This is a genomic window from Streptomyces humi (assembly GCF_001005085.2).
Lineage (GTDB): Bacteria > Actinomycetota > Actinomycetes > Streptomycetales > Streptomycetaceae > Streptomyces > Streptomyces humi.
Genome location: NZ_LBMU02000044.1, coordinates 49,536 through 74,173 on the forward strand (window position 1 = coordinate 49,536; position 24,638 = coordinate 74,173).

Genomic DNA, 24,638 nt, shown 5'->3' on the forward strand with positions numbered 1-24,638 from the left:
TCAGCGGCGGTGTACGAGGCGTGCGGTGCCGGCTCCGAGCAGCAGCACCACGGGGACGGCGAGCACGAGCCAGGTGGCGGTGGTGGCGTCGCCGCCGATGAGGGTCGTGAAGTTGGTGAGGACGAGCCAGATCACGGCGGCGATGCCGAGGGCGCCGAGGGCCGGGGCGACCAGGGTGTTCCAGGGCCGGGTGTCGAGGCGTTCGCGGCGGAAGAAGACGATCACGGAGACCGAGGTGAGGAAGTACAGCAGCATGCAGGCCAGGACCCCGACACCGCTGAACCAGGAGAACAGGGTGAGGACCGGGTCCTTGCCGGCGAGGGCGAAGGGCATCACCAGGAGCACGGCGATCACCGTCTGCACGATGCCGGCGGCCCAGGGCGAGTGCCGCTGGTTGAGGCTGCGCAGCCGCCCCGGCAGCAGGCCCTCGCGGCTGAGCGAGAACAGGTAGCGGTTGGCGGAGTTGTGGAAGGCGAGGATGCCCGCGAAGAGGGAGGTGCCCAGCAGGATCGGCAGCACGTCGTTGACCCAGCCGCCGAACTGGGCGGCGATCGGCGCGAAGACGAACACCGTGGAGTCGCCGCCGGCGAGCGCCTTGCCCGCGGCGGCGGTGACCTTCGAGGGGCCGTACGACGAGACCAGCATCCACGACACGAAGGCGAAGAAGCCGGTGACCACGGTGACCGACAGATAGGTGGCGCGGGGCACGGTCCTGTGGGGCTCGCGGGCCTCCTCGCCGTAGATGGCGGTGGCCTCGAAGCCGAACATCGAGGCGACGGCGAACATCAGCGCCACACCGGGTGCGCCCTGGAGCACGGCGCCGGGCGAGAAGGTGCCGCCGAGGTCGAGGCCCTCGGGTCCGCCGCCCTTGACGAAGGTGACCAGGGCGAAGACGAGCAGGATGCTGAACTCGGCGAGCACGAACACGGCGAGCACCTTGGCCCCCAGCTCGATTCCCGCCGCGCCCAGCACCTGGACGACGGCCATGGTCACCAGGGCCCACACCCACCAGGCCAGGTGCGCGCCGGAGTAGTGCTCGACGAGTCCGCTGACGGTGTACCCGTACAGCCCGTACATCGCGGCCTGGACCGTGCAGTAGGCGAACAGCGCCACGGCGGCGCTGCCGCTGCCGATGGTCCGCCCGAGCCCCCTGCCGATGTAGGTGTAGAAGGCGCCCGCGTCGACGACGTGCCGGCCCATGGCCACGAAGCCCACCGAGAACAGCAGGATCACCGCTCCGGCGACGGCGTACGCGGCCGGGGCACCGGGGCCGTTGCCGACCGCCACGGCGATCGGGACGGCACCCGCGATGCCGGTGAGCGGTGCCTGGGCGGACAGGACGAAGAAGAGGATGCCCAGGACACCCAGGGCGTTGCGTTTGAGGGTGGCCGCGGGGCGGCCCTCTCCGGTCTGCGGAGAGGCGTCGACCGTCTGACTGTCCACTCGGATCACCTGCTGAGGGGAAGGGAGGAGTTTTCGTTTTGAGCCAAACGAGTTGCCTTATGGTGGGCCGGAACTATCCATCTGGCAAGGGGGCGGGAAGGGGAATTTACGCCGGGGAAACCGCCCCGCCCGGGCATGACGAACCCCCCGGCGCGACCACGACGGGGGGTTCCGGTCCGGGCACGCTCAGTCGCGGTCCTGCGGCGGCCGTTCACCCAGAGTGCGCAGCAGGGCGCGCAGTTCGGCCAGCGCGCCTTCGGTGTCCGCGCGGTCGCGGATGCCGGTGAGCTGGTGCAGTACGAGTCCGTCGAGCGCGGCGAAGACCAGCCGGTTGAACGCCGGGCTCGCGTCGTCGGGCAGTATCCGGGCCAGTTCGCGCTGCGAGGCCCCGAAGTACTCGTCGTACAGCTCGCGGACCTTCGGCAGCAGCTCCGGACGGCGGCGGGCCTCCAGCAGCAGCTCGTACTGGTACGCCTGGACGTCCGCGTCGTCCTCGACCATGTCCGTCAGCCCGGTCACGAAGTCCTCGGGTTTCCCGGTGCCGGGCTCCAGCAGGCTGCTGCTCAGGCTGAGGCGCACGGCGTAGGCGAGGGACTCCTCGATCAGCGCGTCCCGGGAGCCGAAGTGGTGGACGACCAGGCCGTGGGTGACGCCGGCCTCCTCGGCCACGGCACGGTAGGTGAGATGCCGCAGTCCGCGCCGCCCGACGACCCGGACGGCGGCCTTGAGCAGCGCCTCGCGCCCCTCCCCGTACCCGAGCCGCTTGCGCGACCGGGCGTCGGACGGTTGCGGGGTGCCGGCGGATTCGGTCATGGTCGCGACCCTACCCGCCGGGTGCCGCGGCACCCCGCGACGGCTACCGGCGGGGTGCGCGGATGCCACGGAACTCCCAGTCGCCGCCGAGCGCGGTGGACAGCACCTCCTCGGACTCGGTGGGCTGCGCGCCGACGTCGGTACGGATCGGGGTGGGCCCGGTGACGATGTGGTTGGTCAGCCGCCCGAGGCCCTCCACCTCCACCTCGACGACGTCGCCGGGCCCGACCGGGCGGGAGTTGGCGGGGGTGCCGGAGAGCAGCACGTCACCGGGGTACAGCGTGATCGTGCGGGCGATGTCGGCGACGAGGTAGTGCATGTCCCACTTCATCTCGTCGGTCGAACCGTCCTGGACCACCTCGCCGTTGACGTACGTCCGCAGCCGCTTGCCGTGGAAGTCCCAGTCCGTGACCAGCCCCGGGCCCAGCGGGCACAGCGTGTCCGAGCCCTTCACCCGCAGCATCGACCCGGCGTCGGTGTCGCGGAAGTCGTGCAGGCCGTAGTCGTTGGCGACGGTGTATCCCGCGATGTACTCCCCCGCCTCGGCCGGGGAGACGTTCCGCGCGGTCCGTCCGATCACGATGGCGACCTCGCCCTCGTAGTTGAGCCACTTGCAGCCCTCGGGCCGGACGACGGCGCCCCGGTGGGAGTTGAGGGAGGAGGTCGGCTTGTGGAAGTAGGTCGGCGTGTCGGGCAGGTCGATCCGGAACTCGTCGACGCGGCTCCGGTGGTTGAGGTGGACGGCGATCACCTTGGACGGCACGACCGGAGGCAGGTGCTGGGCATCCTCGGTCTTCACCCGGCGCCCGTCCCCGGCGACGAGTTCGTCCCCGTCGACGGTGACCTGGACGGCGGCGCCGTCGAGGAGGATGCGGCGGTGTTCGGACATGGGCGGGCCTCCTAGGCGCGGCGGTGCGGGTGGTGGGGTGCGGCGGCTGTCGCCGGCCGGTCCGTGCCGGTCCAGCCGTCGGCGGGCCGGTCGAACCAGAGGTGGACCTGGCCGGTGCCGACGGAGTTCTCGTACTGCCCGTACTGCCGGGCCCTGGCCACGCAGGCCCGTTCGCCGAGGGCGCCGGCCATCATCAGGTAGTGGAAGAACTTCGCCTCGGGCCGGAACTTCCAGAACGTGTCCATGGTGTCGAGGACCTGGTCGTGCCGGCCCTCCTTGAACCAGGCGATGCGCTCGTGATCCGCTTCCCGAGCCTCGGGTGTCCGGATGTGCACGGGGTCGCTGGCCTCGTGGTCGCGCAGTTCGCGCAGCGGCCAGAAGGTGTGCGAGAGGGCGCCGGAGGCGATGAGCAGCACCCGGCGTCCCGGCGTGGCGGCGATGCCGTCGGCGAGCGCCCGCCCCAGCCGCAGATGGTCCTCCATGTCCCCGGTCTGGCAGACCCCGATGGTCACCCACCGCTTGTCGGGCAGCCCTTCGCCCAGGTACTTCCAGAGGTTGATGGTGGCGTAGTAGATCGGCAGGTACTCGTCCTCGATCGCGGTGATCCAGGTGCCGTGCTTGTCGGCGAACTTCTCCATGTTGCGGGCGAGTTCGGGGTCGCCGGGGAAGTCGTACGGCATCCGGCACATGCCGCGCGGCAGTTCCTCGGAGGTGAACAGGCCGGCGCGCCGCTGCTGGGCGGTGACGACGAACTCGACGGTGGTGGCCCAGTGCGAGTCGAGGACCACGACGGTGTCGTAGTCGTCCCGTTCGAACACCTCGCGGCGCAGCTCCCGCAGCCCGGTGACAAGGGTGATCTCCTTGCCCTCGTTGAGTTCCAGCCGGTCGGCCTCCGGCAGCACGATGGTGGGGACGTGGGCGAGGAGCCCCGCCCCGACGATCTCACCCATGGTCCTTCCACCCCTTCGGTGCGGTGACGGTGTTCTTCAGGTCGCAGTAGAAGTCGAAGCTCCAGGTGCCGCCCTCGCGGCCGACGCCGGAGAGCCGGGAACCGCCGAACGGCGCCTGGAGGTCCCGGACGAAGAAGCAGTTGACCCAGACCGTGCCTGCGACCAGCCGGGCGCCGACCCGTGCGGCGCGCTCGGGGTCACCGGTGGCGAGGGTGGCGGCGAGCCCGAACCGGGTGTCGTTCGCGAGCCGGACGGCCTCCTCCTCACCGGCGAAGGTCTGAAGGGTGAGGACCGGCCCGAAGACCTCCTCCTGGACGATCTCGCTGTCCTGCGCGACATCGGTGAGCAGGGTCGGCGCGTAGCACTGCCCGTCCCCGCGCTGTCCGCCGATGACGGCACGGGCCCCGGCGGCGAGCGCCCGTCGCACGAACCCGTCGATCTTCTCCAGCTGACGGGGGTGGATGTTGGGCCCGATGTCGGTGGCCTCGTCGCGTGGATCGCCCTGCACGAGCGCGCCCGCCTTCGCCACGAACCGGCGGGTGAACTCCTCGGCGACGGACTCCTCCACGAGGATCCGGGTGGCGGCGAGACAGACCTGCCCGGCGTTGTCGTACTGCTCCACCGCGAGGTCGACGGCGAGGTCCAGATCGGCGTCGGCGAACACCAGCAGCGGTGACTTTCCTCCGAGTTCGAGGCTCAGGGGCGTCAGGTTGGCAGCGGCCGAGCCGGCGATCCGCCGGGCCGTCGGCACGGACCCGGTGAAGCTGATCCGGCGCACGTCCGGATGCGAGGTCAGCGCGTCGCCGATCTCGGCGCCGTACCCCTGTACGACGTTGAGGACACCGGCCGGCAGCCCGGCCTCGGCGGCGATGTCGGCGAGCAGGGAGGCGGTCAGCGGCGACCACTCGGCGGGCTTCAGCACCACGGTGTTGCCGGCGGCGAGCGCCGGGGCGACCTTCCAGGTGGCCAGCATGAGCGGGGCGTTCCACGGGGTGATCAGCACGGCGGGCCCGGCGGGGTCCCAGCTGACGTGGTTGGTGTGCCCGCGCGTCTCGAAGTCGTCGTGCTCCAGCGTCAGCAGCCAGTCGGCGAAGAACCGGAAGTTGTGGGCGACGCGGGGCATGACGCCGCGGCGGTGGGAGCGGAGCAGCGCGCCGTTGTCGGTGGTCTCGACGATCGCCAGCTCCTCGATCCGCTTCTCGACCCCGTCGGCGACGGCGTGCAGGAGACGGGCGCGTTCGGAACGGGAGGTGGCGGCCCAGGACGGGAAGGCGTCGCGGGCGGCGGCGACAGCGGCCCGCGCCTCGGCGGGGCCACCGCGGGCGATCTCACCGATCAGTCGCCCGTCGATGGGCGAGTGGTCGGCGAACGTGTCGCCGGAGGCGACGCGTCGACCGCCGATCCAGTGCCGGGTGTCGACTGGCACACCGGCGACGACGATCTTGTCAGGCATGAGAAGGGTCTCCATTCAGACGAAGGGTCCGGTCACTCACTTCAGGTCAGGGGTGCTGGGGGTACCCCCGGCCGAAGGCCGGGGGAGGAACCGCGCGGCCGGCCGCGAACGGCCCGGACCCGACCGCGCACCTCACTCGGCAACCGCTCCGGACGTCCCGCTCTCCAGCAGCCGTCCCCCGTCCCAGACCACCCCGACCTGCCGGTAGTACGCGGCGATCGGCTCACGGACCTCCAGCCGGGCCAGCTCCTCCGTAGGCGCCTCGAACAGCTCCAACTCGGCATCACCGACCCACGGTTGACCGCCCTCGAAGTCCGCGGCCCCGGACTCGATCAACTCGTCCAGCGCCAGCCCCTTCCCCTTCTCGATCGACGGCAGCCACCGGTGATGGACCATCGGGTGCGCGTTGACGAACCCGTTCGTCCCGGAAGGCTCCCGCAACGTCACCACGGCCTGCGCCAACCGCCGGTCCGCGGCCGCCAGCGTCGCCCCGAACCGCGCCCCCGCCTCGATCCGCGGAGCCGGCCCGTGCGGATGCGGCCGCGTCTGGTGGATGGAACCGAGCTTCTTCGGATACCCCTGGTGCAGTCCGCGTGCGATCGCGAAGTCCTTGTCCACCCAGATGTGGACGCACCGCGAGTACGTCTGCCCCCGGTACGCGCAGCGCACGACCGCGAAGGCCTCCTTGTACTGGGAGAGCACCGGATCCAGCAGCTCCTCCCCCGACGCCGAGCAGGACTGCCAGTCGGCCCAGATCAGGGCCACCGCACCGGGATCCTCGTTGGCCAGTGCCAGCGGCTCGGGCAGCAGTTCACGCACCCGCGCCGGATCCGTGCGGTACTCGACGGTCAGCAGATCACCGGAGTACCGCCAGGGCGGCGAGGGAATCAGCGACGAGGCACCGCTCGCCGTCTTCGGATGGAAGTAACCACGGAGACTGGCCACTTGGGGCTCCTTAAACAGTGAGGGCGGGCTGCCGCAGCAGCTCGGCGCGGTAGCGGGCGGCGGCCGCGGCGACGGCCTGGCCGCCGAGCGCGACGACCCCGACGAGCAGGCCGTCGCGGTGGTAGCCGACGAGGACGTCCCCGTCCGGATCGCCGTCGAGGACCCGGACATCGCCCTTGCCGAGCAGGGGCGCTCCGAAGGACTGGAGCCGGAAGTCGTGCTGGTCGCTCCAGAACGTGGGCAGCGGCGCGAAGGGCGGCAACTCCGGCTCGTCGCCGTGCAGATGACCGACCAGCCCCTTCGCCGCGTGCTTCGCCGAGTCCGTCGGGATCGACCAGTGCTCGACCCGGCGGGGTACGCCGTCGTAGCGGGCGTTGGGGAACCGCGCCACATCACCGACGGCCACGACCTCGGGACGTCCGCCCACCCGCAGCAGCGGGTCGGTCAGCACGCCGTCGCGCAGGTCGAGTCCGTTGCCGTCGAGCCACTCCGTGTTGGCGACCGAGCCGACCGACTCCACGACCACGTCGGCGGGGAGTACGGAGCCGTCGTCCAGCACCACGCCGGTGACCCGGTCGTCGCCGGCGAACCCGGCGACCCCGGCACCGAGCACGAAGCGCACCCCGCGCTGCTCGTGCCGCCTGCGCAGCGACCGGCCCAGCAGTTCCCCGAGCGGGCCGGCCATGGGCAGCGGCAGCGGATCGACGACCGTCACCTCCGCCACCCCGAGGCCCACCGCGGTCGCGGCCACCTCGCAGCCGATGAACCCCGCGCCGACCACCACGACCCGGGCACCGGGCCGGGTCAGCGCCGCGCGCAGGCCCTGGGCGTCGTCGAGGGTGCGGACCGTGTGCCGGCCGGCCGCCGGCCCGGCGCACCTCAGGCGCCGCGGGCGCATCCCGGTGGCGACGACCAGTCCGTCGTACGACAGCACGCTGCCGTCGTCGAGCCGGACCGTGCGCCGGTCCAGCCGGGCGGCGACGGCCTTCCTCCCCAGCCGCCACTCGACGTCCGCGACACTCGCGCGCGGCCGGAAGGCGAGGGACTCGAAGGGTGCCCGGCCGGCCAGGACCTCCTTGGACAGGGGCGGCCGGTTGTACGGCATGTGCGGTTCGTCGCCGACGAGGGTGATCGCGCCGGTCCAGCCGGCCGCGCGCACCTGCTCGGCGGCGCGCAGGCCGGCCATGGAGGCACCGGCCACGACGATGCGGGGGCTCACGGTCAGCCCTCGATCCGGATGGCCTGGAGCGGGCAGACGTCGGCCGCTTCCTCGACCTCGTCGCGCAGGGCGTCGTCCGGGTCGGAGACGTGGACGAGGTGGCCGGCGTCGTCCAGGGAGAAGACGTCGGGGGCCGCGAAGACGCACTGGCCGTGGTCCTGGCACTTGTTCATGTCGACGACGACCTTCATGGCCGGTCCTCCTGAGGGAGCGGAAGCGAAGGGAGGGGGAAGTGGGCCCGGCCGGCCGTGCCGACCGGGCCCTGCCAACGGGTGGCGGCGGACCACCACCCGAACTCGTTTGGCTTCAAACAAGGTAGGCAGGCGTCACCCCCTGGTCAATAGCTATCCGGATGGATAAATTCTTTCCGCCACCCTCTTGCGGCAGGGTGCGCCCCTGCCTACCGTTTGGCTTCAAACAGCAGGCCGGAGAGCGGCAGCGCTATCGCGCCCCCGGCCTCGGCACCTCCCCCGCCCGCCTCTCGGACCCCGGTCCCCGCAGGCGCTGCCCCGACGTCCGTCCGCCCGAGGAGACAACGGTGAGCGATCAAGACCTGTCAGAAGTCCGCCGGCACATGGACCGGCTCGCCGCCGACGGCATCGATGTCGTCCGGGTGACCTATCCCGACCTGATCGGCACCGACCGGGCCCGTGACGTGCTCCTGGAGGAGCTGCCGCGGGCGGTGGAACACGGCCTCGCCTTCTGCCGGGCCGTCTACCACACCAGCCCCCAGGGCGACGTCGTCCCGGTCAGCGGCGGCCTGGACGCCGGCCTGCCGGACATCTGCGTCCGGCCGGATCTCGGCACCCTGGTCGCCCTGCCCTGGGAGCCGGGCGTGGCGGCCTGTCTGGGCGACGTGGTCGATCCGGCCACCGGGGCACCGGCGCCGGAGTCGCCGCGCGACCTGCTGCGGTCGGTCCTCGACCGGTGCGGGGAGCACGGGCTGAGCCCGGTCGTCGGCCCCGAGCTGGAGTACTTCCTGTGCGAGCCGGAACCGGACGGGGGCTGGCGGCGGTACGGCGGCCACCCCGGCGTGGTCTACACGGCCGGACTGCGCGCCGACCCCGACAACCACCTGCTGCGCACCCTGCGGCAGGTGCGTGACCTCGGGATCGGGGTGCTGAGCGGCAACCACGAGTTCGACGGTGGGCAGTTCGAGATCAACCTGCTGCACTCCGGGGCGCTGTCCGCCGCCGACCGGGCGTTCCGCTTCAAGGCCGCGGTCAAGGAGCTGGCCCGGCGCGAGGGACGGCTCGCCACCTTCATGGCGAAGCCCTTCAACGACGCGGGCGGCTCCGGCTTCCATCTGCACCTGTCCTGTGCCGGCGCCGGGGACCGCAACGTCTTCGACGACCCGTCCGGCGCGTACGGCCTGTCGGCCACCGCCCGGCACGCGATCGCCGGCGTCCTGGCCCACGCGCCCGCCCTGGCCGCGCTGCTGAACCCGACCGTCAACTCGTACAAGCGCTTCGGGCCGGACACCCTCGCCCCGTGGCTGATCGACTGGGGCCTGGACAACCGCAGCGCCATGGTCCGCGTCCCGCCCGAGCGCGGCACCGGCGCCCGGCTCGAACTGCGGCTCGGCGACGCCGGCGCCAACCCCTATCTGGCGATCGCCGCGACCACGGCCGCCGCCCTGCTCGGCGTGCTGGCCGGTGAGGAACCGCCCGCCCCGCTGGAGGGTTACGGCTACGACACCGCCAGGGCAGCCGTGCTCCCGATGGACCTGTCCGCCGCGCTGGACGCGCTGGAGGCGGACACCGCGCTCGCCGAGCTGCTCGGCAAGGACTTCACCGCCTCCTACCTGTCGTACAAGCGCAACGAGGTCGAACGCTTCCGACGGCACGTCACCGACTGGGAGTTCACCGAGTACGCCTACCACCTGTGACCACGAGCGACCACCTGTGAAGGATCAACGATGACCACTGCCACCGGCGTCGAGGCGATGCGCCTCGCCGATGTCGACCTCGCGAACCTCGACAACTTCACCGACGGGGTGACCCCCTGGCGGATGTTCCACACCCTGCGGCACGAGGACCCGGTGCACTGGCAGCCGGAGGAGGCGCCCAACTCCGGTTTCTGGGCGCTGACCCGGCACGCCGACATCGCGCGGGTCGACCGGAACGCCGAGACCTTCACCTCCACGCGGTTCGTGAACCTGGAGGAGGTCGACGAGGACCAGATCAGGAAGCGCGCCTCGATCCTGGAGCTGGACGGCGTCCGCCACCGGGCGCTGCGCAGCGTGATCCAGCGCCAGTTCGGCGCCGGTGTCATCAACAGCTACACCGACTTCCTGCGCGGGCTGACGGCGAGGACGCTGGACGCGGCGCTGGCGAAGGGGCGCTTCGACTTCGTCCGCGAAGTGTCCGCCGACTTCCCCATCAACGTGCTGGCCCGTCTCCTCGACGTCCCGCCGGAGGACAACCAGCAGCTGATCGACTGGGGCAACCGCATCATCGGCAACACCGACCCCGACTACGCGGACGTGCTGCTGCACAGCGCGGAGAGCGAGAAGTACCGCGACCTGCCGTTCCGTTCCCCCGCCTCGCTCGAAGTCTTCGCGTACGGGCGGGAGCTGGCGCGGCAGCGGCGCGGCGGCGCGGGCACGGACCTGGTCTCCAAGCTCGTCAACACCACTCCGCGCGACGGAGTCCCGCTGTCCGCGCAGGACTTCGACAACTACTTCCTGCTCCTCGTGGTGGCCGGCAACGAGACCACCCGGCACACCATCACCCACTCCATGCTGGCCCTCCTCCAGCACCCGGAGCAGCTGGCCCGTCTCCAGGACGACCCGTCGCTGATCCCGACGGCGGTGGAGGAGTTCCTGCGCTGGGCCTCCCCGGTCTACCACTTCCGGCGCACGGCGACCCGGGACGTCGAGCTCGGCGGCAAGCACATCAAGGAGGGCGACAAGGTCGTCATGTGGTACGCCTCGGGCAACCGTGACGAGGAGGTCTTCGGGAACCCGTACGACTTCGACGTGGCCCGGCAGTCCAACGACCATGTCACCTTCGGCAAGGGCAGTCCGCACCTGTGCCTGGGCAACCTGCTCGCCCGCACCGAGATCCGGATCATGTTCGAGGAGCTGATCCCCCGGCTCGCCGGGATCCGCCTGGTGGGCGAGGTGCCCCGGGTGCGCTCGAACTTCGTGAACGGCATCAAGAAGCTGCCGGTGGAGGTGACACTCGCCTGACGACGGGCGGCGCGGCGCGATGCGGCGCGATGCGATGCGACGCGGCGCGATGCGATGCGATGCGACGCGGCGCGATGCGGTGCGGTGCGGTGCCGGTCACTCCGGCCAGTCGGAGTGCCGGATCACCTCCACGAAGTCGCCGCGCGTGCGCTTGCCTCTGACCCACGGGTCAGGGCTTAGCGTCCGGCCATGAACGCGACTCATCGTGTGGTGCGGCTGACCCGCCGCCCCGCCGGCCTGCCGACAGCGGACGATCTCGCCCTGGTCCGGGCCCCCGTCCCCCGCCCCGAAGCCGGGCAAATACTGGTCCGCAACACCCATTTCCTCGTCTTCCCTGGCCTGCGCACCCTCATCGGAGGGGCGACCCGCGACGTCCCCCTCCCTCCGCTGCACCCCGGCGACACCCTGTTCGGCCCCGCTGTCGGCGAGGTGGTCGACGGGCCGCTGCCAAAGGGCCGGCTGGTGCTGCACCTTCAGGGCTGGCGGGAGTACGCGACGCCCGCCGCCGCCGAGTGCAGGCTTCTGGACGGCACCCTGCCGGACCCGGTGGCCCATCTCGCCCAGGGCTCCGCGGCGTACGGCGCACTCACCCGGCCGGCCGAGGTCCGGGAGGGCGACACCGTGCTGGTGACCGGAGCGGCCGGTGCCGTGGGCACCATGGCGGGCCAGATCGCCCGGCTGCTGGGTGCCGCCCGTGTGATCGGCAGCACCGGTTCACCGGACAAGGCGCGGCGGCTGGAACGAGAACTCCGCTACGACGCCACCGTGCTGCGCGGCACGGCCCCGGTCGACGGACCACTCGCCGCGGCGGCGCCGGACGGCATCGACGTCGTCCTGGACACCGTGGGCGGCGAACAGTTGACGGCCGCCGTCCAGGCCGCGAACCGGGGCGCCCGGATCGCCCTGGTGGGGGCGCTGGACGGTCAGCTGTCCCCCGACCGGACGGGCGCGAGCGCGCCGGCCGTGCTCGACACCTTCCGCCTGCTGACCAGAGGCATCACGGTCGCCGGCTACAACGGCCCGGACCACCCGGACGTCGAGGCGGAGTGGGAGGCCCGCTTCGGCGACTGGCTGCGGGCGGGCGAGATCCGTTTCCCGTACACACCGGTCCCCGGAATGGAACGTGCCCCGGAGGCGTTGCCGGGGCTGATCACGGGCCGCTCCTTCGGGGCGACGGTCGTGGAGCTGTAGGACGGGGTGGAGCGGGTATGCGGATCGGCGAGGCAGCGGCGGCGGCCGGCACCACACCACGCGCGCTGCGCCTGTACGAGGCCCGCGGCCTCCTTGACCCGCCGCCACGCACCTCGTCCGGTCAGCGTGAGTACGGCGCCGCGGAGGTCGCCCGGGTCCGGGTGATCCGCGGCCTCCTGGCACTGGGCCTCACCCTGGAGGACGTCCGGCGCCGTGCCCACCGGCTGGATCTCCTCGTCCCGGACCGTCCGTCGGCGTCGTGCGGCAGCCGCCCCGGTGAGTTCAGTGACGTGGTGGCCGCCCGCGTGGCCGCCCTGGACGCGGAGATCGCCCGCCTCACCCGCCTGCGGCAGGGCCTCGCCACCGCCGCGGGCCTGCCACGGCGGGAGCCCGACCCGCCTCCCCTCGCCTGCGGCGCGCCCGCCCCCGCCGTCGAGCGCTGATCTCCGGCCACCCGGCCCGCCCCGCAGCAGCCACGGACGCGACCCGACCACCCGGCCCGCCACGCAGCACCCACGGACGCGACCCGACCACCCGGCCCCGCCCCGCAGCACCCACGGACGCGACCCGACCACCCGGCCCCGCCCTGCGCACAGGCGTGCGGCAGCCGTCAGTGGCCACTCGGGTCCGGCTCCCCGTGTCCCTCCCAGGGCCGGGCCAGTCCGACGAGTGCCAGCCCGGCCGCGGCCACCGCGACCAGCATGACGAGCGCCATCGGCCGGGAGCTGTCCTCCCCGAACATGCCCACCAGCGGCGCCGCGAGGGCCCCGAAGACGAACTGGAGGCCGCCCAGGAGCGCGGATGCCGCACCCGGTGCCGTGCGGCCCACCCCCTGGCCGATGCTCATGGCGCTCGGGAAGACCAGGCCGATCCCGCCGGCCGTCACGAACAGGGTGAGCCAGGTGCCCGCGAGGGTCTCACCGGCGGTCAGCACGATCAGGACCTGCGCCAGCGCGCCCAGCAGGGCGATGCAGACGCCTGCTGTCAGCAGGGTGTTCAGACGGGTGCCCCGCCCGGTCAGGCGGGCGAAGCAGGCCCCGCCCGCCAGCATGGCGACGGCGTTGGTGGCGAAGATCAGGGAGTACATGGTCGGAGAGACCCCGTGCAGGTTCTCGAAGACGAAACTGGAACCGCTGATGTAGGCGAACAGGGCGGCCGAGACGAGGGCGACGACCAGGACGTACCCCATGAACGTGCGGCCGCCGAGCAGCGCGCCCATGGCCCGGAACGTTCCGGCGAGCCCGCCGCGGTGGCGGCGTTCCGGCGGCAGCGACTCCGGCACCGCCCGCACCACGGCGAACAGCAGCAGCGCGCCGAACACGGACAGCACCACGAAGACGGCACGCCAGGTGGAGACGGAGAGCACGGCACCGCCCAGTACCGGCGCGACGACCGGCGCCACGCCGATCACCTGGGACAACACCGCGAAGTAGCGGGGCAGTTCGGGCCCGTGGAAGCGGTCCGTGAGCACGGCCCGGGCCAGCACCATGCCCGCGGCGCCCGCGACGCCCTGAAGGAAGCGGGCGCCGGTCAGGACCGCGACGTTCGGGGCGGCGGCACAGGCGAGGGAGAACAGGACGAACCCGGCCGCACCCGCCGCCAGCAGCCGGCGGCGTCCGAGCCCGTCGCTGAGCGGGCCGATCACCAGCTGGCCGACGACGAGTCCGGCCAGGAACGCGGTCATCGTCAGCTGCACCGCCGAGCTGCTCGCCCCGAGCGCCTTGCCCAGCGCCGGGAAGCCGGGCACGTACATGTCCGTCGCGAGCGGGGCGACCGCGGTGAGCGCGCCCAGCACGGCGATCAGAGCGGTGGCCGGGCGACCGGAAGGCGCGGGCGCGGGGGTGTCGCGGACGGCGTCGACGCGGCTGCGCGAGGATGACGGAGCTACCATGACCACAAAGGTAACCGATAGTTCACTGGCTAACAAATGACGAGCGAGAAGACGAGCCACATGTCCTCCACCTCCACTCCGCCCGCTGCTGCCGCCGCCACTCCGCCCGCTGCTGCCGCCGCCACACCGTCCGCTGCCGCCGCCACACCGTCCGCGTCCGACGTCGGTGCCCAGTGGGCCGCCCACAACCCCGGCCTCGACACCTCACCCATGGCACTGGTCGGCCTGCTCAAGCATGCGACGGGTCTGCTCAGCCGCGCCGTGGAACCGCTCTACGCGGGCGCCGTCCTCACCTCGCCCGAGGTCGACATGCTGATCCCGCTGCGCCACGCGACGGAGCCGTTCATCGCCCGGAGCCTCGCCGAGCGGCTGGGCCTGTCCCGGGCCGGCGTCAGCAAGACCCTCGGGAAGCTGGAGAAGCGCGGCTTCATCACCCGTACCCCCAACCCGGCCGACCGGCGGGCCGCGCTGGTCACCATCACCGAGGCCGGCGCCAGGGCGGTCGACGACCTCTTCCCACGGCAGCTCGCCGTCGAGGTCGGCCTGCTGGCGGGCCTGGGCGAGGACCGGGCGCGAGTGACCGAGGCGCTGCAACGGCTGGTGGACGTCATGGAGAGCCGCGCGGGCCAGGCCTGACCCGCTGTTTCTGTAGGGGATGCTCCAATTAGAGTGGGGCTCCCAGGCGGCCGCACCGCGAACGCCGCAGAGTTTCCCGAGAGGCGCAGAGATGACCGGGCCGCAGACGGCACGCAAGAAGCGTGCGAACGGGGTGGAGTCGCGCCAGCGCATCCTCGACGCCACCGTGGAGATCGCCGGCGAGCGGGGCTACGACGGCACCTCCATCGCGGCCGTCAGCGCCAAGTGCGGGCTGCCCGCCAGCTCCATCTACTGGCACTTCAAGGACAAGGACGACCTGATCGCCGCCGTCATCGAGCGCAGCTTCGAGACCTGGCTCGCGGCGGTCGAACTCCCCGGCGAGGAGGCCGGCACCCCGCTGGAACGGGTCACCCTGATGGCCGCGAACGTGGCCAGGTCCCTGATCGCCGCACCCGACTTCCTCCGCCTCGGCCTCATGCTGGCACTGGAGCGCCGCCCCACCGAACCCCGCGGCCGGACCGTCTTCCTCCAGGTCCGGGAGATCTCCCACCGGCGGATCGCCGAGCTCATCGCCACCCTCTTCCCGGCCCTGCCCGAGGACGACGTGCGGACCCTCACCACCTACGCCGTCGCGGGCGCCGACGGCCTGTTCGTGCACCGGGAGGTCAGCGGGGACTCCGTGGACCTGGTGGCCCTGTTCGAACTGCACGCCCGGTTCCTGTACGACGCGGCCGCCCGTCTCGCCGCGCGCACGGGGCGCTGACGGGGGCGACCGACCACGGCGACGCCCCGCCGACGGCGTCGAAGGGGCCGGAGCTCGGCCCCGCGTCGACGAACGCCACCGCGGACCGGTGGGGGTGCCGCGGGAGCCGTCAGAGGTTGATCATGTGTCCGGCGAGGCCGTGCAGGGCGTCCTGGACCGCCTCGCTCAGCGTCGGGTGGGCGTGCACGTTCCGGGCCAGTTCATGCACGGTGAGGTCCCATTGCTGGGCGAGCGTCAGCTCGGGCAGGAGTTCGGTCACGTCCGGTCCGATCAGATGACCGCCGAGCAGTTCGCCGTACCGGGCGTCGCTCACCAGCTTCACGAACCCGACCGTGTCGCCCAGGCCGTGCGCCTTCGCGTTGGCCGTGAAGGGGAACTTCGCCACGCGCACGTCGAAGCCCTCGGCGCGGGCCTGGGCCTCGGTCCAGCCGAAGCTGGCGATCTGGGGCTGGCAGAACGTGGCGCGCGGGATCATCCGGTAGTCCAGTTCCATGGTCTCCGCGCCGGCGATGCTCTCGGCGGCCACCACGCCCATCGCCTCCGCGGTGTGCGCCAGCATCAGCTTCGCCGTGACGTCACCGATGGCGTAGAGGTGCGGCTGACTGGTGCGGCAGTGTCCGTCGATGTCGATGGCGCCGCGCTCGGTGAGCCGTACCCCCGTGGCGGCGAGCCCGTAGCCGGCCGTGCGCGGCTGGAAACCGGTGGCCTGCAAGACCTTCTCCGCCTCCAGGACCTGCTCGGTGTCGCCCTGCCGTACCGTCACCCGGACGTTGTCGGCGGTCTCCTCGACGGACTGCACGGCGGTGGCGGTCAGGATGCGGATGCCCTGCCGTTTGAAGCGGCGGGTGAGTTCGGCCGAGACCTCCTCGTCCTCCAGCGGCGCGATCCGGTCGAGGTACTCCACCAGCGTGACGTCGACGCCGTAGGACCGCAGCAGATAGGCGAACTCGACGCCGATGGCCCCGGCGCCCGCGATGATCAGGCTGGCCGGGAGGCTGTCGGAGAGGATCTGCTCCTCGTAGGTGACGACGCGTCGGCCGAGCGACGTGCCCGGCAGCAGTTTCACGGTGGAGCCGGTCGCGATGACGCAGGAGCGGAACGACAGCGTGGTCTCGCCGTCCCGCATCCGCACCTGGAGGGTGTGCGGGTCAAGGAAGGTGCCCTGCCCCTCGAACTGGTCGATCCCGTTCTTGCGCATCAGGTAGCCGACGCCCTTGACGCGCCCGTCGGCCACCACCCGGCTGCGCTCGTACGCGGCGCGGTAGTCGAGGGCCACCTCCCCGCTGATCTTCACCCCGAACTTCTCCGCGTCGTGCTGGATCAGCTGGGCGACCTCCGCGTTGCGCAGCAGCGCCTTCGCCGGGATGCAGCCGATGTTCAGGCAGACGCCGCCCCAGAAACGTCCCTCCACGATGGCGGTGCGCAGGCCGAGTTGCGCGGCGCGGATCGCGGCCACGTAGCCGCCCGGTCCGGCTCCCAGGACGACGACGTCGAAGTCGGTCTGCATGTCTCCACCTCACCGTTGTGCCGATGTGCCGGGCCGGTCCGCCGACTCCCCCGTCGCTCGGTCGAAGGGCCGGCCAGGCGCACACGGTCGAAAGGCCGCGCATTCGTACAGGGTCAGAAGGCCGGGCAGTCGCACCCTGACACAGGGTCGGGCAGTCGCACCCGGACACAGGGTCGGGCAGTCGCACCCGGTCACAGGGTCGGGTAGAGGAGGTCGAGCGGGCCGGACAGGGCCGCGCGGACCCGGCGGGCGGTGTCGTCGACCAGTACCTCGGACTCGTCGCGGGCGATCGCGTCCATGGTCTGCGCGGCCACCTCGGCAGGCTCCGTCTTCGGCTCGTCGACCCGGACGGTGGCGTCGGTGTCCACCCAGCCGACGTGCACGCCGACCACCAGGGTGCCCTGGTCCCGCAGGGCGACCCGCAGCGCGTTGGTCAGCGACCACTGCGCCGACTTCGACGCGGCATAGCTGGGGAACCGCTCGGTCGAGCGCCAGGACGCCACGGACAGCATGTTCACCAGGGCTCCGCCGCCGCCCGCGGCCAGCACCGGCGCGAAGGCCCGGGAGACGGCCCAGGTGCCGAGATAGTTCACCTCCAGCTCGCGCCGGGCGCCGTCCAGCGGGCCCTCCAGGAGGCCCGGCCCCGCCTGGATGCCCGCGTTGTTCACCACGATCGTCGCGTCGGGCACCGCCCGCGCGGCGGCCGCCACCTGGTCGTGGTCGGTGACGTCGAGGCGCAGCGGCTCAAGCCCCGGCTCGGTGAAGTCCTCCGGGCGCCGCACGCCGGCGTACACCTTGGCCGCTCCCCTGGTCAGCAGGGCTCGCGCGAACGCCAGCCCGATCCCCCGGTTCGCCCCGGTCACCACCGCGACCGATCCCTCGATCTTCATGGCCGGACACCTCGTCTCACGGTTCGCGGGTGGACGGCGGTCTCCCGCCCCTCGCAGCCGAACCCGTCATGACCAGTGAAAGGGCGCCGAGCGCCGCTGTCCACGCGGCTCCGACATGATCAGCTGAGTTTCTTCGTGAGACTCGCTCCGGATGGCTATCGTAAGGACATGAAACGGACGTCGTTCGCCAAGTGGCCGTGCTCGATCGCGCGGACCGTCGATCTGCTGGGTGACCACTGGACGCCCCTGGTGGTGCGGGAGGCCTTCTACGGGATCCGCCGGTTCGACGAGTTCCAGCAGGAACTGGGCATCGCCCGCAACACGTTGACCGACCGGCTGCGCCGGCTGGTCGACGAGCGGATCCTGGAGAAGCGGCAGTACGAGGCCGAACCGCCCCGCTACGACTACGTGCTCACGGAGAAGGGGCGCGACCTGTTCGCGGTGCTCGCCGCGATGTCCGCGTGGGGCGACCGCTGGCTGGCCGGGGAGCGGGGCGTGCCCGTGGTCTTCCACCACGAGGCGTGCGGCCACGACACCGCCGCCGAGGTCGTGTGCGCCCAGTGCCGCACGCCGTTGCGGGCCGGGGAGACCTCGATGCGGATGGGGCCCGGTTATCCCGAGCGGCTCGCGCAGCGGCCGGACGTGCGCCGCCGGTTCGGCACCGACCGATGACCTCCCACCGTCTTGACAAGCAGAGTCTCATGTCGCAACTCTGGTGTCAGACCCCATGACGGCGAGGAGGCCGACGGTCTTGGAGTGGACGGGCGCACGCTACGCGGACAGACCCACGGTCGAGGTGCGGACCTGGATCGACGCCCCGCCGCCCACGGTGTGGGCACTGGTCAGTGACATCGAGCTGATGCCGGAGCTGAGCCGGGAACTCCGGTCCGTCGCCTGGCTCGACGGTGCCACCGGCCCGGCGCTGGGGGCCAGGTTCGTCGGCCGCAGCGAGCACGAGGCGTTCGGCAGCTGGGAGACGACCTCCCAGGTGACCGAGTACGAACCGGAGTCGGTCCTGGCCTGGGCGGTGCAGGATCCGGCCGACCCGTCCGCGGTCTGGCGGTTCCGGCTGCGCGCCGAGGACGGCGGCACCGGGCTGTCGCAGTGGATGCAGCTGGGGCCGGGGCGTTCCGGGCTGTCCGAGGCGATCGACCGGATGCCGGACAAGGAACAGAAGATCGTGTTCGTACGGCTGCGGGAGTTCGAGCGGAGCATCACCGCCACCCTCGCCGAGATCAAGAAGCGGGCGGAGGCGTGATGCGCACGGCCACCACGATCGAGGCCTCGGGCGGCGAACGCTGGTCCCGGCAGGCCGACTTCGTCGTCGAGGCGGAGAAGCTGGGCCTGGACGTCTGCTGGGTCGCCGAGGCCTGGGGCTCCGACGCGCCCTCCGCGCTCGGCTACTACGCGGCCCGCACCGACCGGATGCTGCTCGGCTCCGGCGTGATGCAGCTGGGCACCCGGACCCCGACGGCCGTGGCGCAGACGGCCGTCACGCTCTCCAACCTGTCCGGCGGACGTTTCCTGCTCGGCCTCGGCGCCTCCGGCCCGCAGGTCATCGAGGGGCTGCACGGCGTGCCCTTCGCCCGGCCGCTGCGCCGGATGCGCGAGACCGTCGAGATCGTGCGGCGCGTCGTCGACGGCGGCCGGATCGCCTATTCCGGCGCGGAGTTCACCCTCCCGCTGCCCGGCGGCGAGGCGGTCCCGATGCGGCTGTCCATGCGCGCCGAGCACGAGATCCCGGTCTACCTGGCCGCCCTCTCCCCCGCCATGCTGCGGCTGACCGGCGAGGTCGCCGAGGGCTGGCTGGGCACCAGCTTCGTGCCCGAGGGCGCCGGCGACGCCTACTTCGCCCACCTCGACGAGGGCCTGGCCCGCAGTGGTCGTACCCGCGCGGACCTGGACGTCTGCCAGGGCGCCGAGGTCGCCTTCGCACCCGACGAGGAGTCGCTCGGCGCGATGGTCGCCGGACGGAAGAAGGAACTCGCCTTCAGCCTCGGCGGGATGGGATCGGCGTCCACCAACTTCTACAACAACGCCTACAGCCGCCAGGGCTGGGCCGAGGTCGCCGCGGAGGTGCGGGACCGCTGGCAGGGCGGCGACCGGGACGGCGCGGCCGCTCTGGTGACCGACGAGATGGTGCTCGGTACGACGCTGATCGGCACCGAGGCCATGGTCCGCGAGCGGCTGGCGGTCTGGCGGGACGCCGGCGTGGACACGGTGCGCCTCTATCCCGCCGGGGAGACCATGGAGGACCGGCTCACCACGCTGGGGCGCGCGATCGAGCTGGTGCACGAGCTGGGCGAGCCCGCCTGATCCCACCGCGCCCCGCGCCCCGCGCCGCGTGACGAGGGCGAGGCCTGTGCCGTCCGGGCATCATGTAGGCCCTGCACGGGAGTTGGCCTCGTGTGCCGGATGCCGGAGCGCCGTGCCGTCCCCTCACGGGCGATCCACACCGTGATCTCACGAAGACCGCCAACACCGATCCGCCGCCCCGGCGTTAAAGATCACGAAGAGGACCTGTCGCAGAACTCTCGCGGAATTGTCCGTGATCGGTAACGGAGGGATCCGGTGCCCGCCGCCTTCCGTCCTGACGGGTGCACGGGAACGACGGAACCACGGGAACAGGGGCGGACATGGCGCGGCACGGCGGACGGGGTTGGTACGGCCAGGTGGCCGCTGCGGCGCTCGGGGTGACGGCGGTCGCCGTCGCCGCCTCGCTGTGGAGCGCGCAGGCCGGCCCCGTCGACGGATCCGCGGGAGCCGGGTCCTCGGCACCCCGTACGGCTCCCAAGGCGGCGCCGGTGTCGGTCGAGATCGCGCACGCCTCGGACCGGGGCGCCCGGGGTGTGAACATCACCATCGACGACGGCCCGGACCCGGTCTGGACCCCGCAGGTGCTGGAAGTGCTCCAGCAGTACGGCGTGAAGGCCACGTTCTGCATGGTCGGCCCGCAGGCGCAGGCGCACCCGGACCTGGTCAGGCAGGTGGTGGCGGCCGGGCACCGGCTGTGCGACCACACGGTGTCGCACGACGTGACCATGGACAAGAAGTCCGAGGCCTACCAGTCCCAGCAGATCCTCGACGCCGAGCGCATGATCACCAAGGCGTCCGGTGGCGTCCGGCCGCTGTACTACCGTGCGCCGGGCGGCGCCTTCACCCCGTACAGCCGCAAGCTCGCCGCCTCCCACGGCATGCGCCCGCTGGGCTGGAACGTCGACTCGAAGGACTTCGAACGCCCCGGCACGAACGCCATCGTGACCACCGTGAAGAGCGAGATGCCCAACGGGCCGACGATCCTCTTCCACGACGCCGGCGGCGACCGCTCCGAGACGGTGGCCGCCCTGCGCGAGGTGCTGCCGTGGCTGAGGGAACAGGGCTACTCGTTCGGTTTCCCGGTGCGCTGAGCGCGGTCCGCGCGCCGGCAAATGTTGCGGACGGCGTGGTGGTGGCCGCATATGGGTGGTGTGCGCGGCGTGGCGGTGAGGCCGGCCGCGCGGGGCCCAGCGGGAGGTGGACATGTCGGGGCGGGCGCCACGCTGGGTGACGTGGCTGCGCGGCAGGGACCCGGACCTCGCGGCGACGCGCCGGGCCGGGCGGACGGCGCTGGTGATGCCCGCCCTGTTCGCCCTGTGCACCGAGGTGCTGCACTCCCCGACGATGGCCGGCTTCGCCGCGTTCGGGTCGTTCTCGATGCTGCTGCTGGTCGACTACTCCGGCCCCATGGTGGAGCGGCTGCGGGCCCAGGCCGCCCTCGCGGTGGCGTGGCTGGCGCTGATCTGCGTCGGGACGCTGGCCGGGCGGGAGCTCTGGCTCGCCGTGGTGGCGACGGTCGTGGCCGGTTTCCTGGTCCTCTTCGCGGGCGTGGTCAGTTCGGTCCTGGCGGGCAGTTCGACGGCGCTGCTGCTGGCCTTCGTACTGCCGGTCAGCGCACCGGTGCCGCTGTCGCAGCTGCCCGACCGGCTGGCCGGGGCAGGGCTCGCGGCGGCCGTGGCGCTGCCCGCCGTCGCCCTCCTGTGGCCGCGCCCCGTCGCCGATCCGCTCGGCGCCCCGGCGGCCGCCGTCTGCCGTGCCGCCGCCGGGTACCTGCGCACCCGCGCGTCCCTGCCGGGCCCGGACATGCCGGCGCCCGACGCCGACCTGTGCCGGGTGGCGGCCGAGCACACCTCCCGGGCCGGCACGGACCTGCGGGCGGCCTTCGACGCCACCCCGTACCGGCCCACCGGCCTGTCGGTGAGCTCCCGTGCCCTGGTCCGGCTGGTCGACGAACTGACCTGGCTGTGCGCGGTGCTGGTCGACCGGTCCGACTACACCCACGAGCCGCCCGGCTGCGATCCGGCCGCGCACACCGTGCGCCGGGCCGCCGCCCATGTCCTGGAGGCGGCCTGCGACCTGCTGACGGACCTGAACGGGGACACCGGCCGGCTGCGGGCCGGTGCCGAGGAGCTGCGGGCGGCCCTGAGCAGGATGGAGCACAGCTCCGTCGTCCAGGTGCCCGCCGGGCGGCCGGGCGGCAACAGCACGGCGGAGGTCTACGGGTTCATCGCCACTCTCGACGTGTCCTTCCGCGCCCAGGAACTGGGCTTCGCCGTGCTCCAGATCGCCGACAACGTCGGCCTGGCGGCCTCCGCCTGGCAGCGCGGCTGGTCCGAACGGCTGCTCGGCCGCGAGCCGGGCGCGCTGACCGCGCCGCTGGCGTCCGCGCGCGAGCGCGCCGTCGCCCATCTGACCCGCGACTCGGTGTGGCTGCACAACAGCCTGCGCGGCGCCGTGGGTCTCGGCATCGCCGTGTTCCTGGCCGGGGTGACCGGCGTCGGGCACTCGTTCTGGGTGCTGCTCGGCACGCTGTCCGTGCTGCGCTCCAACGCACTGAGCACGGGACAGAACGCCGTCCGCGCCGTCCTCGGCACCGTGGTGGGATCGGTGATCGGAGCCGTGCTGCTGCGGCTGATCGGCCACCACGGCACCGCGCTCTGGTTCGTGCTCCCGGTGGCCGTCCTGCTCGCGGGCATCGCGCCGGCCGCCGTCTCCTTCGCCGCGGGACAGGCCGCGTTCACCGTGACGCTGGTGGTGCTGTTCAACATCGGCCACGACCCCAACTGGCACGTCGCCCTGCTGCGCGTCCAGGACATCGCGCTGGGCTGTGCGGTCAGCGTCGTCGTCGCGGTGTTCTTCTGGCCGCGCGGCGCCCGGGCCGCCGTCCACCGGGCGCTCGCCGAGGCGTACGACGACAGCGCCCGCTACCTGGGAGGTGCCGTCGACTACGCGCTCGGCCACCGCACGCCCACCGATCCCGGGCCGCAGAGCCGGACGGCGGCCGCCTCCGCCCGGCGCCTGGACGACGCGTTCCGCAGCTACCTGGCCGAACGCGGGTCCAAGCCGCTGTCGCTGGCGTGCACGACCACGCTGGTGACCGGGGTCGTGGGGCTGCGGCTGGCCGCCGACGCCGTCGTCTCCCTGTGGCAGGGCGAGGACCGCGCGCGGGCCCAGGCCGTCCGGGCCGACGCCCACGGTGCCGTGCTCGGCTCCGCGGCCCTGGTCACCGGCTGGTACCACGAGTTCGCCGCGAGTCTCGGCGACCGTTCGCCCGTGCCCGAGGTCGTCCCCCTCCGGCCCGAGGACGCCGCCCGGCTCGTCGACTCGGTCCGCACCGAACTCAGCGACGGCCAGGGCCGGGCCACCCCCGTGGCGATCCGGATCATCTGGACCGACGACCACGTCGACGCGGCCCGCCGCCTCCAGCCCGGCCTCGCAGACGCGGCCCGCGCCCAGGCGAGGGCCCACCACCGGGCCCCGCCCGAGACGCCTGCCCGCTGAACCCTCCCCTGCCGGCCACGTTCCTGCGGGGGCTCGGCCCGCGATGATCACGACGGGGGTTGTCGTACGCCCGTACGTCTGATTGGGTACCGCGCGACAGGACGGGGGCGGCCGGCGTGGACCAGGCAGCACAGCAGGACATCCGAGGAGCACTGCCCGAAGGGCTCGGGCGGGCCATACGGCAGAGCGCCGCCGACATCGCGACGGTGCTGAGCTTCGCACGCGACCCCCAGGTCGCCGTACCCGGATCGACGTGGACGCTCGGTGAGGCCGCGGCCCACCTGGCGATGGCCAACGAACTGATGGCCGACCTCGCGGAAGGCCGGGACCGCCCGTACGGGGACGGCACGCCGCAGAGCCTGGCGGCGGCCAACGCCGAGTCGCTGGCCGGGTTCGCGGAGCGCCGGACCGAGCCGCTCGCGGCGATGATCAGCGAGCAGGCCGGACGCTGCGCGGACGCCCTGGCCGCGGCACCCGACGGTCCGGCGCCGGCCACCCCGCTCGGCCCCATGGACCGCTCCGTCCTCGGCTCCTACCTGCTCACACACATGCTGGGGCACGGTTACGACCTCGCCCGCGCGCTGGGCTTCCCGCACATGCTCGACGCGGAGCGGGTGGCCTGGTGCGTGCCGTTCCTGTTGTCGGTGATGCCGGCCGTGGCCGACGGCACGGCCGGCGCCGGGCTGACCGCCGGTTACACCGTCCGGCTGCGCGGGGGCGGCGGGGCCTTCGGTGTCACGGTCGCCGACGGTGCCGTGCGGGTGACGGCCGAGCCGCTGGACCGCCCGGACTGCACGATCGTCATCGACCCCGTCGCCTTCCTGCTCATCGCTCTCGGCCGTCGCAATCCCTGGGCGGCGATGGCGCGCGGCCAGGTGCTCGCCTTCGGGCGCCGACCGTGGCTCGGCCCCCGCTTCCCCTCGCTCTTCGTGGCCCCCTGACCGGACCCGGCTCCCCGCACCCGCGTCCCCTCCCCCACCTCCGCCGGCCGCGCGCCCGCACTCCCACCCCCACCCGCGCTTTCACCTCCACCCGCGCCTTCGCCCGCGCCCTCGCCCCCCACCCGCACCCTCGCTC

23 protein-coding genes are annotated in these 24,638 nt (G+C 72.7%); 12 read left to right on the top strand and 11 right to left on the bottom strand.

Going from position 1 to position 24,638, the window contains the following annotated elements; genetic code table 11:
• The 8 genes from AAW13_RS20560 to AAW13_RS20595 form a co-directional block, all read right to left on the bottom strand.
• Positions 1–1,443 (bottom strand): APC family permease, encoded by a 1,443-nt coding sequence (locus tag AAW13_RS20560; protein ID WP_046730418.1) that lies wholly within the window; start codon positions 1,441–1,443, stop codon positions 1–3.
• A gap of 186 nt (positions 1,444–1,629) precedes the next feature.
• A complete protein-coding gene (locus AAW13_RS20565; RefSeq protein ID WP_046730417.1) occupies positions 1,630–2,256 on the bottom strand; it encodes a TetR/AcrR family transcriptional regulator in 627 nt (208 codons plus the stop codon).
• Positions 2,257–2,299: 43 nt separating this feature from the next.
• Positions 2,300–3,145 (bottom strand): fumarylacetoacetate hydrolase family protein, encoded by an 846-nt coding sequence (locus tag AAW13_RS20570; RefSeq protein WP_046730416.1) that lies wholly within the window; start codon positions 3,143–3,145, stop codon positions 2,300–2,302.
• An 11-nt stretch (positions 3,146–3,156) separates the two neighbouring features.
• Entirely contained in the window at positions 3,157–4,095 is a 939-nt protein-coding gene (locus AAW13_RS20575; protein ID WP_046730415.1) for a 3,4-dihydroxyphenylacetate 2,3-dioxygenase, read from the bottom strand.
• Positions 4,088–5,548: an aldehyde dehydrogenase gene (locus AAW13_RS20580; RefSeq protein ID WP_046730414.1), complete on the bottom strand. Its 1,461-nt coding sequence runs from the start codon at positions 5,546–5,548 to the stop codon at positions 4,088–4,090. The genes AAW13_RS20575 and AAW13_RS20580 overlap by 8 nt, the downstream gene beginning before the upstream one ends.
• A 132-nt stretch (positions 5,549–5,680) precedes the next feature.
• Positions 5,681–6,493: an acetoacetate decarboxylase family protein gene (locus AAW13_RS20585; RefSeq protein ID WP_046730413.1), complete on the bottom strand. Its 813-nt coding sequence runs from the start codon at positions 6,491–6,493 to the stop codon at positions 5,681–5,683.
• Positions 6,494–6,503: 10 nt separating this feature from the next.
• Complete coding sequence (locus AAW13_RS20590; protein WP_046730412.1) at positions 6,504–7,712, bottom strand: NAD(P)/FAD-dependent oxidoreductase; 1,209 nt, start codon at positions 7,710–7,712, stop codon at positions 6,504–6,506.
• 2 nt (positions 7,713–7,714) lie between these two features.
• Positions 7,715–7,903 (bottom strand): ferredoxin, encoded by a 189-nt coding sequence (locus AAW13_RS20595; protein WP_046730411.1) that lies wholly within the window; start codon positions 7,901–7,903, stop codon positions 7,715–7,717.
• Between the two features lie 383 nt (positions 7,904–8,286).
• Between AAW13_RS20595 and AAW13_RS20600 the strand changes: the two genes are divergently transcribed.
• The 4 genes from AAW13_RS20600 (at position 8,287) to AAW13_RS20615 (ending at position 12,539) form a co-directional block, all read left to right on the top strand.
• Positions 8,287–9,600 carry a glutamine synthetase family protein gene (locus tag AAW13_RS20600; protein ID WP_206306252.1) on the top strand — a complete coding sequence of 438 codons (1,314 nt, stop codon included), beginning with the start codon at positions 8,287–8,289 and terminating at the stop codon, positions 9,598–9,600.
• A 30-nt stretch (positions 9,601–9,630) separates the two neighbouring features.
• Positions 9,631–10,905, top strand: coding sequence for a cytochrome P450 (locus AAW13_RS20605; RefSeq protein ID WP_046730409.1), 1,275 nt, complete (start codon positions 9,631–9,633; stop codon positions 10,903–10,905).
• A 189-nt stretch (positions 10,906–11,094) separates the two neighbouring features.
• Entirely contained in the window at positions 11,095–12,096 is a 1,002-nt protein-coding gene (locus tag AAW13_RS20610; RefSeq protein ID WP_046730408.1) for an MDR family NADP-dependent oxidoreductase, read from the top strand.
• Between the two features lie 17 nt (positions 12,097–12,113).
• On the top strand, positions 12,114–12,539 hold the full coding sequence (locus tag AAW13_RS20615; protein WP_071659619.1) for a MerR family transcriptional regulator: 426 nt from the start codon (positions 12,114–12,116) through the stop codon (positions 12,537–12,539).
• Positions 12,540–12,706: 167 nt separating this feature from the next.
• On the opposite strand, the gene AAW13_RS20620 is transcribed toward AAW13_RS20615, so the two are convergent.
• Positions 12,707–13,987, bottom strand: a complete 1,281-nt coding sequence (locus AAW13_RS20620) for a multidrug effflux MFS transporter (RefSeq protein ID WP_046730406.1) — start codon at positions 13,985–13,987, stop codon at positions 12,707–12,709.
• 60 nt (positions 13,988–14,047) lie between these two features.
• Here AAW13_RS20620 and AAW13_RS20625 point away from each other — a divergent pair, with 60 nt between their 5' ends.
• Both AAW13_RS20625 and AAW13_RS20630 read left to right on the top strand, forming a co-directional pair.
• Positions 14,048–14,623: a MarR family winged helix-turn-helix transcriptional regulator gene (locus tag AAW13_RS20625; RefSeq protein ID WP_079178876.1), complete on the top strand. Its 576-nt coding sequence runs from the start codon at positions 14,048–14,050 to the stop codon at positions 14,621–14,623.
• A gap of 91 nt (positions 14,624–14,714) precedes the next feature.
• The gene (locus AAW13_RS20630; RefSeq protein WP_046730404.1) at positions 14,715–15,347 is read left to right on the top strand and encodes a TetR/AcrR family transcriptional regulator; all 633 of its coding nucleotides are present in this window, start codon (positions 14,715–14,717) and stop codon (positions 15,345–15,347) included.
• A 109-nt stretch (positions 15,348–15,456) separates the two neighbouring features.
• Here AAW13_RS20630 and lpdA read toward each other — a convergent pair whose 3' ends face one another.
• Positions 15,457–16,854 carry a dihydrolipoyl dehydrogenase gene (gene lpdA, locus AAW13_RS20635; RefSeq protein WP_046730403.1) on the bottom strand — a complete coding sequence of 466 codons (1,398 nt, stop codon included), beginning with the start codon at positions 16,852–16,854 and terminating at the stop codon, positions 15,457–15,459.
• A 191-nt stretch (positions 16,855–17,045) separates the two neighbouring features.
• Positions 17,046–17,744: an SDR family oxidoreductase gene (locus AAW13_RS20640; RefSeq protein WP_046730402.1), complete on the bottom strand. Its 699-nt coding sequence runs from the start codon at positions 17,742–17,744 to the stop codon at positions 17,046–17,048.
• Positions 17,745–17,912: 168 nt separating this feature from the next.
• Between AAW13_RS20640 and AAW13_RS20645 the strand changes: the two genes are divergently transcribed.
• From AAW13_RS20645 to AAW13_RS20670, 6 genes are all read left to right on the top strand, one after another.
• Positions 17,913–18,416: a winged helix-turn-helix transcriptional regulator gene (locus AAW13_RS20645; RefSeq protein ID WP_046730401.1), complete on the top strand. Its 504-nt coding sequence runs from the start codon at positions 17,913–17,915 to the stop codon at positions 18,414–18,416.
• Between the two features lie 79 nt (positions 18,417–18,495).
• Positions 18,496–19,002: an SRPBCC family protein gene (locus AAW13_RS20650; protein WP_046730400.1), complete on the top strand. Its 507-nt coding sequence runs from the start codon at positions 18,496–18,498 to the stop codon at positions 19,000–19,002.
• A complete protein-coding gene (locus AAW13_RS20655; protein WP_046730399.1) occupies positions 19,002–20,060 on the top strand; it encodes an LLM class flavin-dependent oxidoreductase in 1,059 nt (352 codons plus the stop codon). The genes AAW13_RS20650 and AAW13_RS20655 overlap by 1 nt, the downstream gene beginning before the upstream one ends.
• A 320-nt stretch (positions 20,061–20,380) precedes the next feature.
• Positions 20,381–21,151: a polysaccharide deacetylase family protein gene (locus AAW13_RS20660; protein ID WP_046730398.1), complete on the top strand. Its 771-nt coding sequence runs from the start codon at positions 20,381–20,383 to the stop codon at positions 21,149–21,151.
• A gap of 112 nt (positions 21,152–21,263) precedes the next feature.
• A complete protein-coding gene (locus AAW13_RS20665) occupies positions 21,264–23,561 on the top strand; it encodes an FUSC family protein (RefSeq protein WP_046730397.1) in 2,298 nt (765 codons plus the stop codon).
• 116 nt (positions 23,562–23,677) lie between these two features.
• On the top strand, positions 23,678–24,502 hold the full coding sequence (locus tag AAW13_RS20670) for a maleylpyruvate isomerase family mycothiol-dependent enzyme (protein ID WP_046730396.1): 825 nt from the start codon (positions 23,678–23,680) through the stop codon (positions 24,500–24,502).
• The last annotated feature ends 136 nt before the right edge of the window (positions 24,503–24,638 follow it).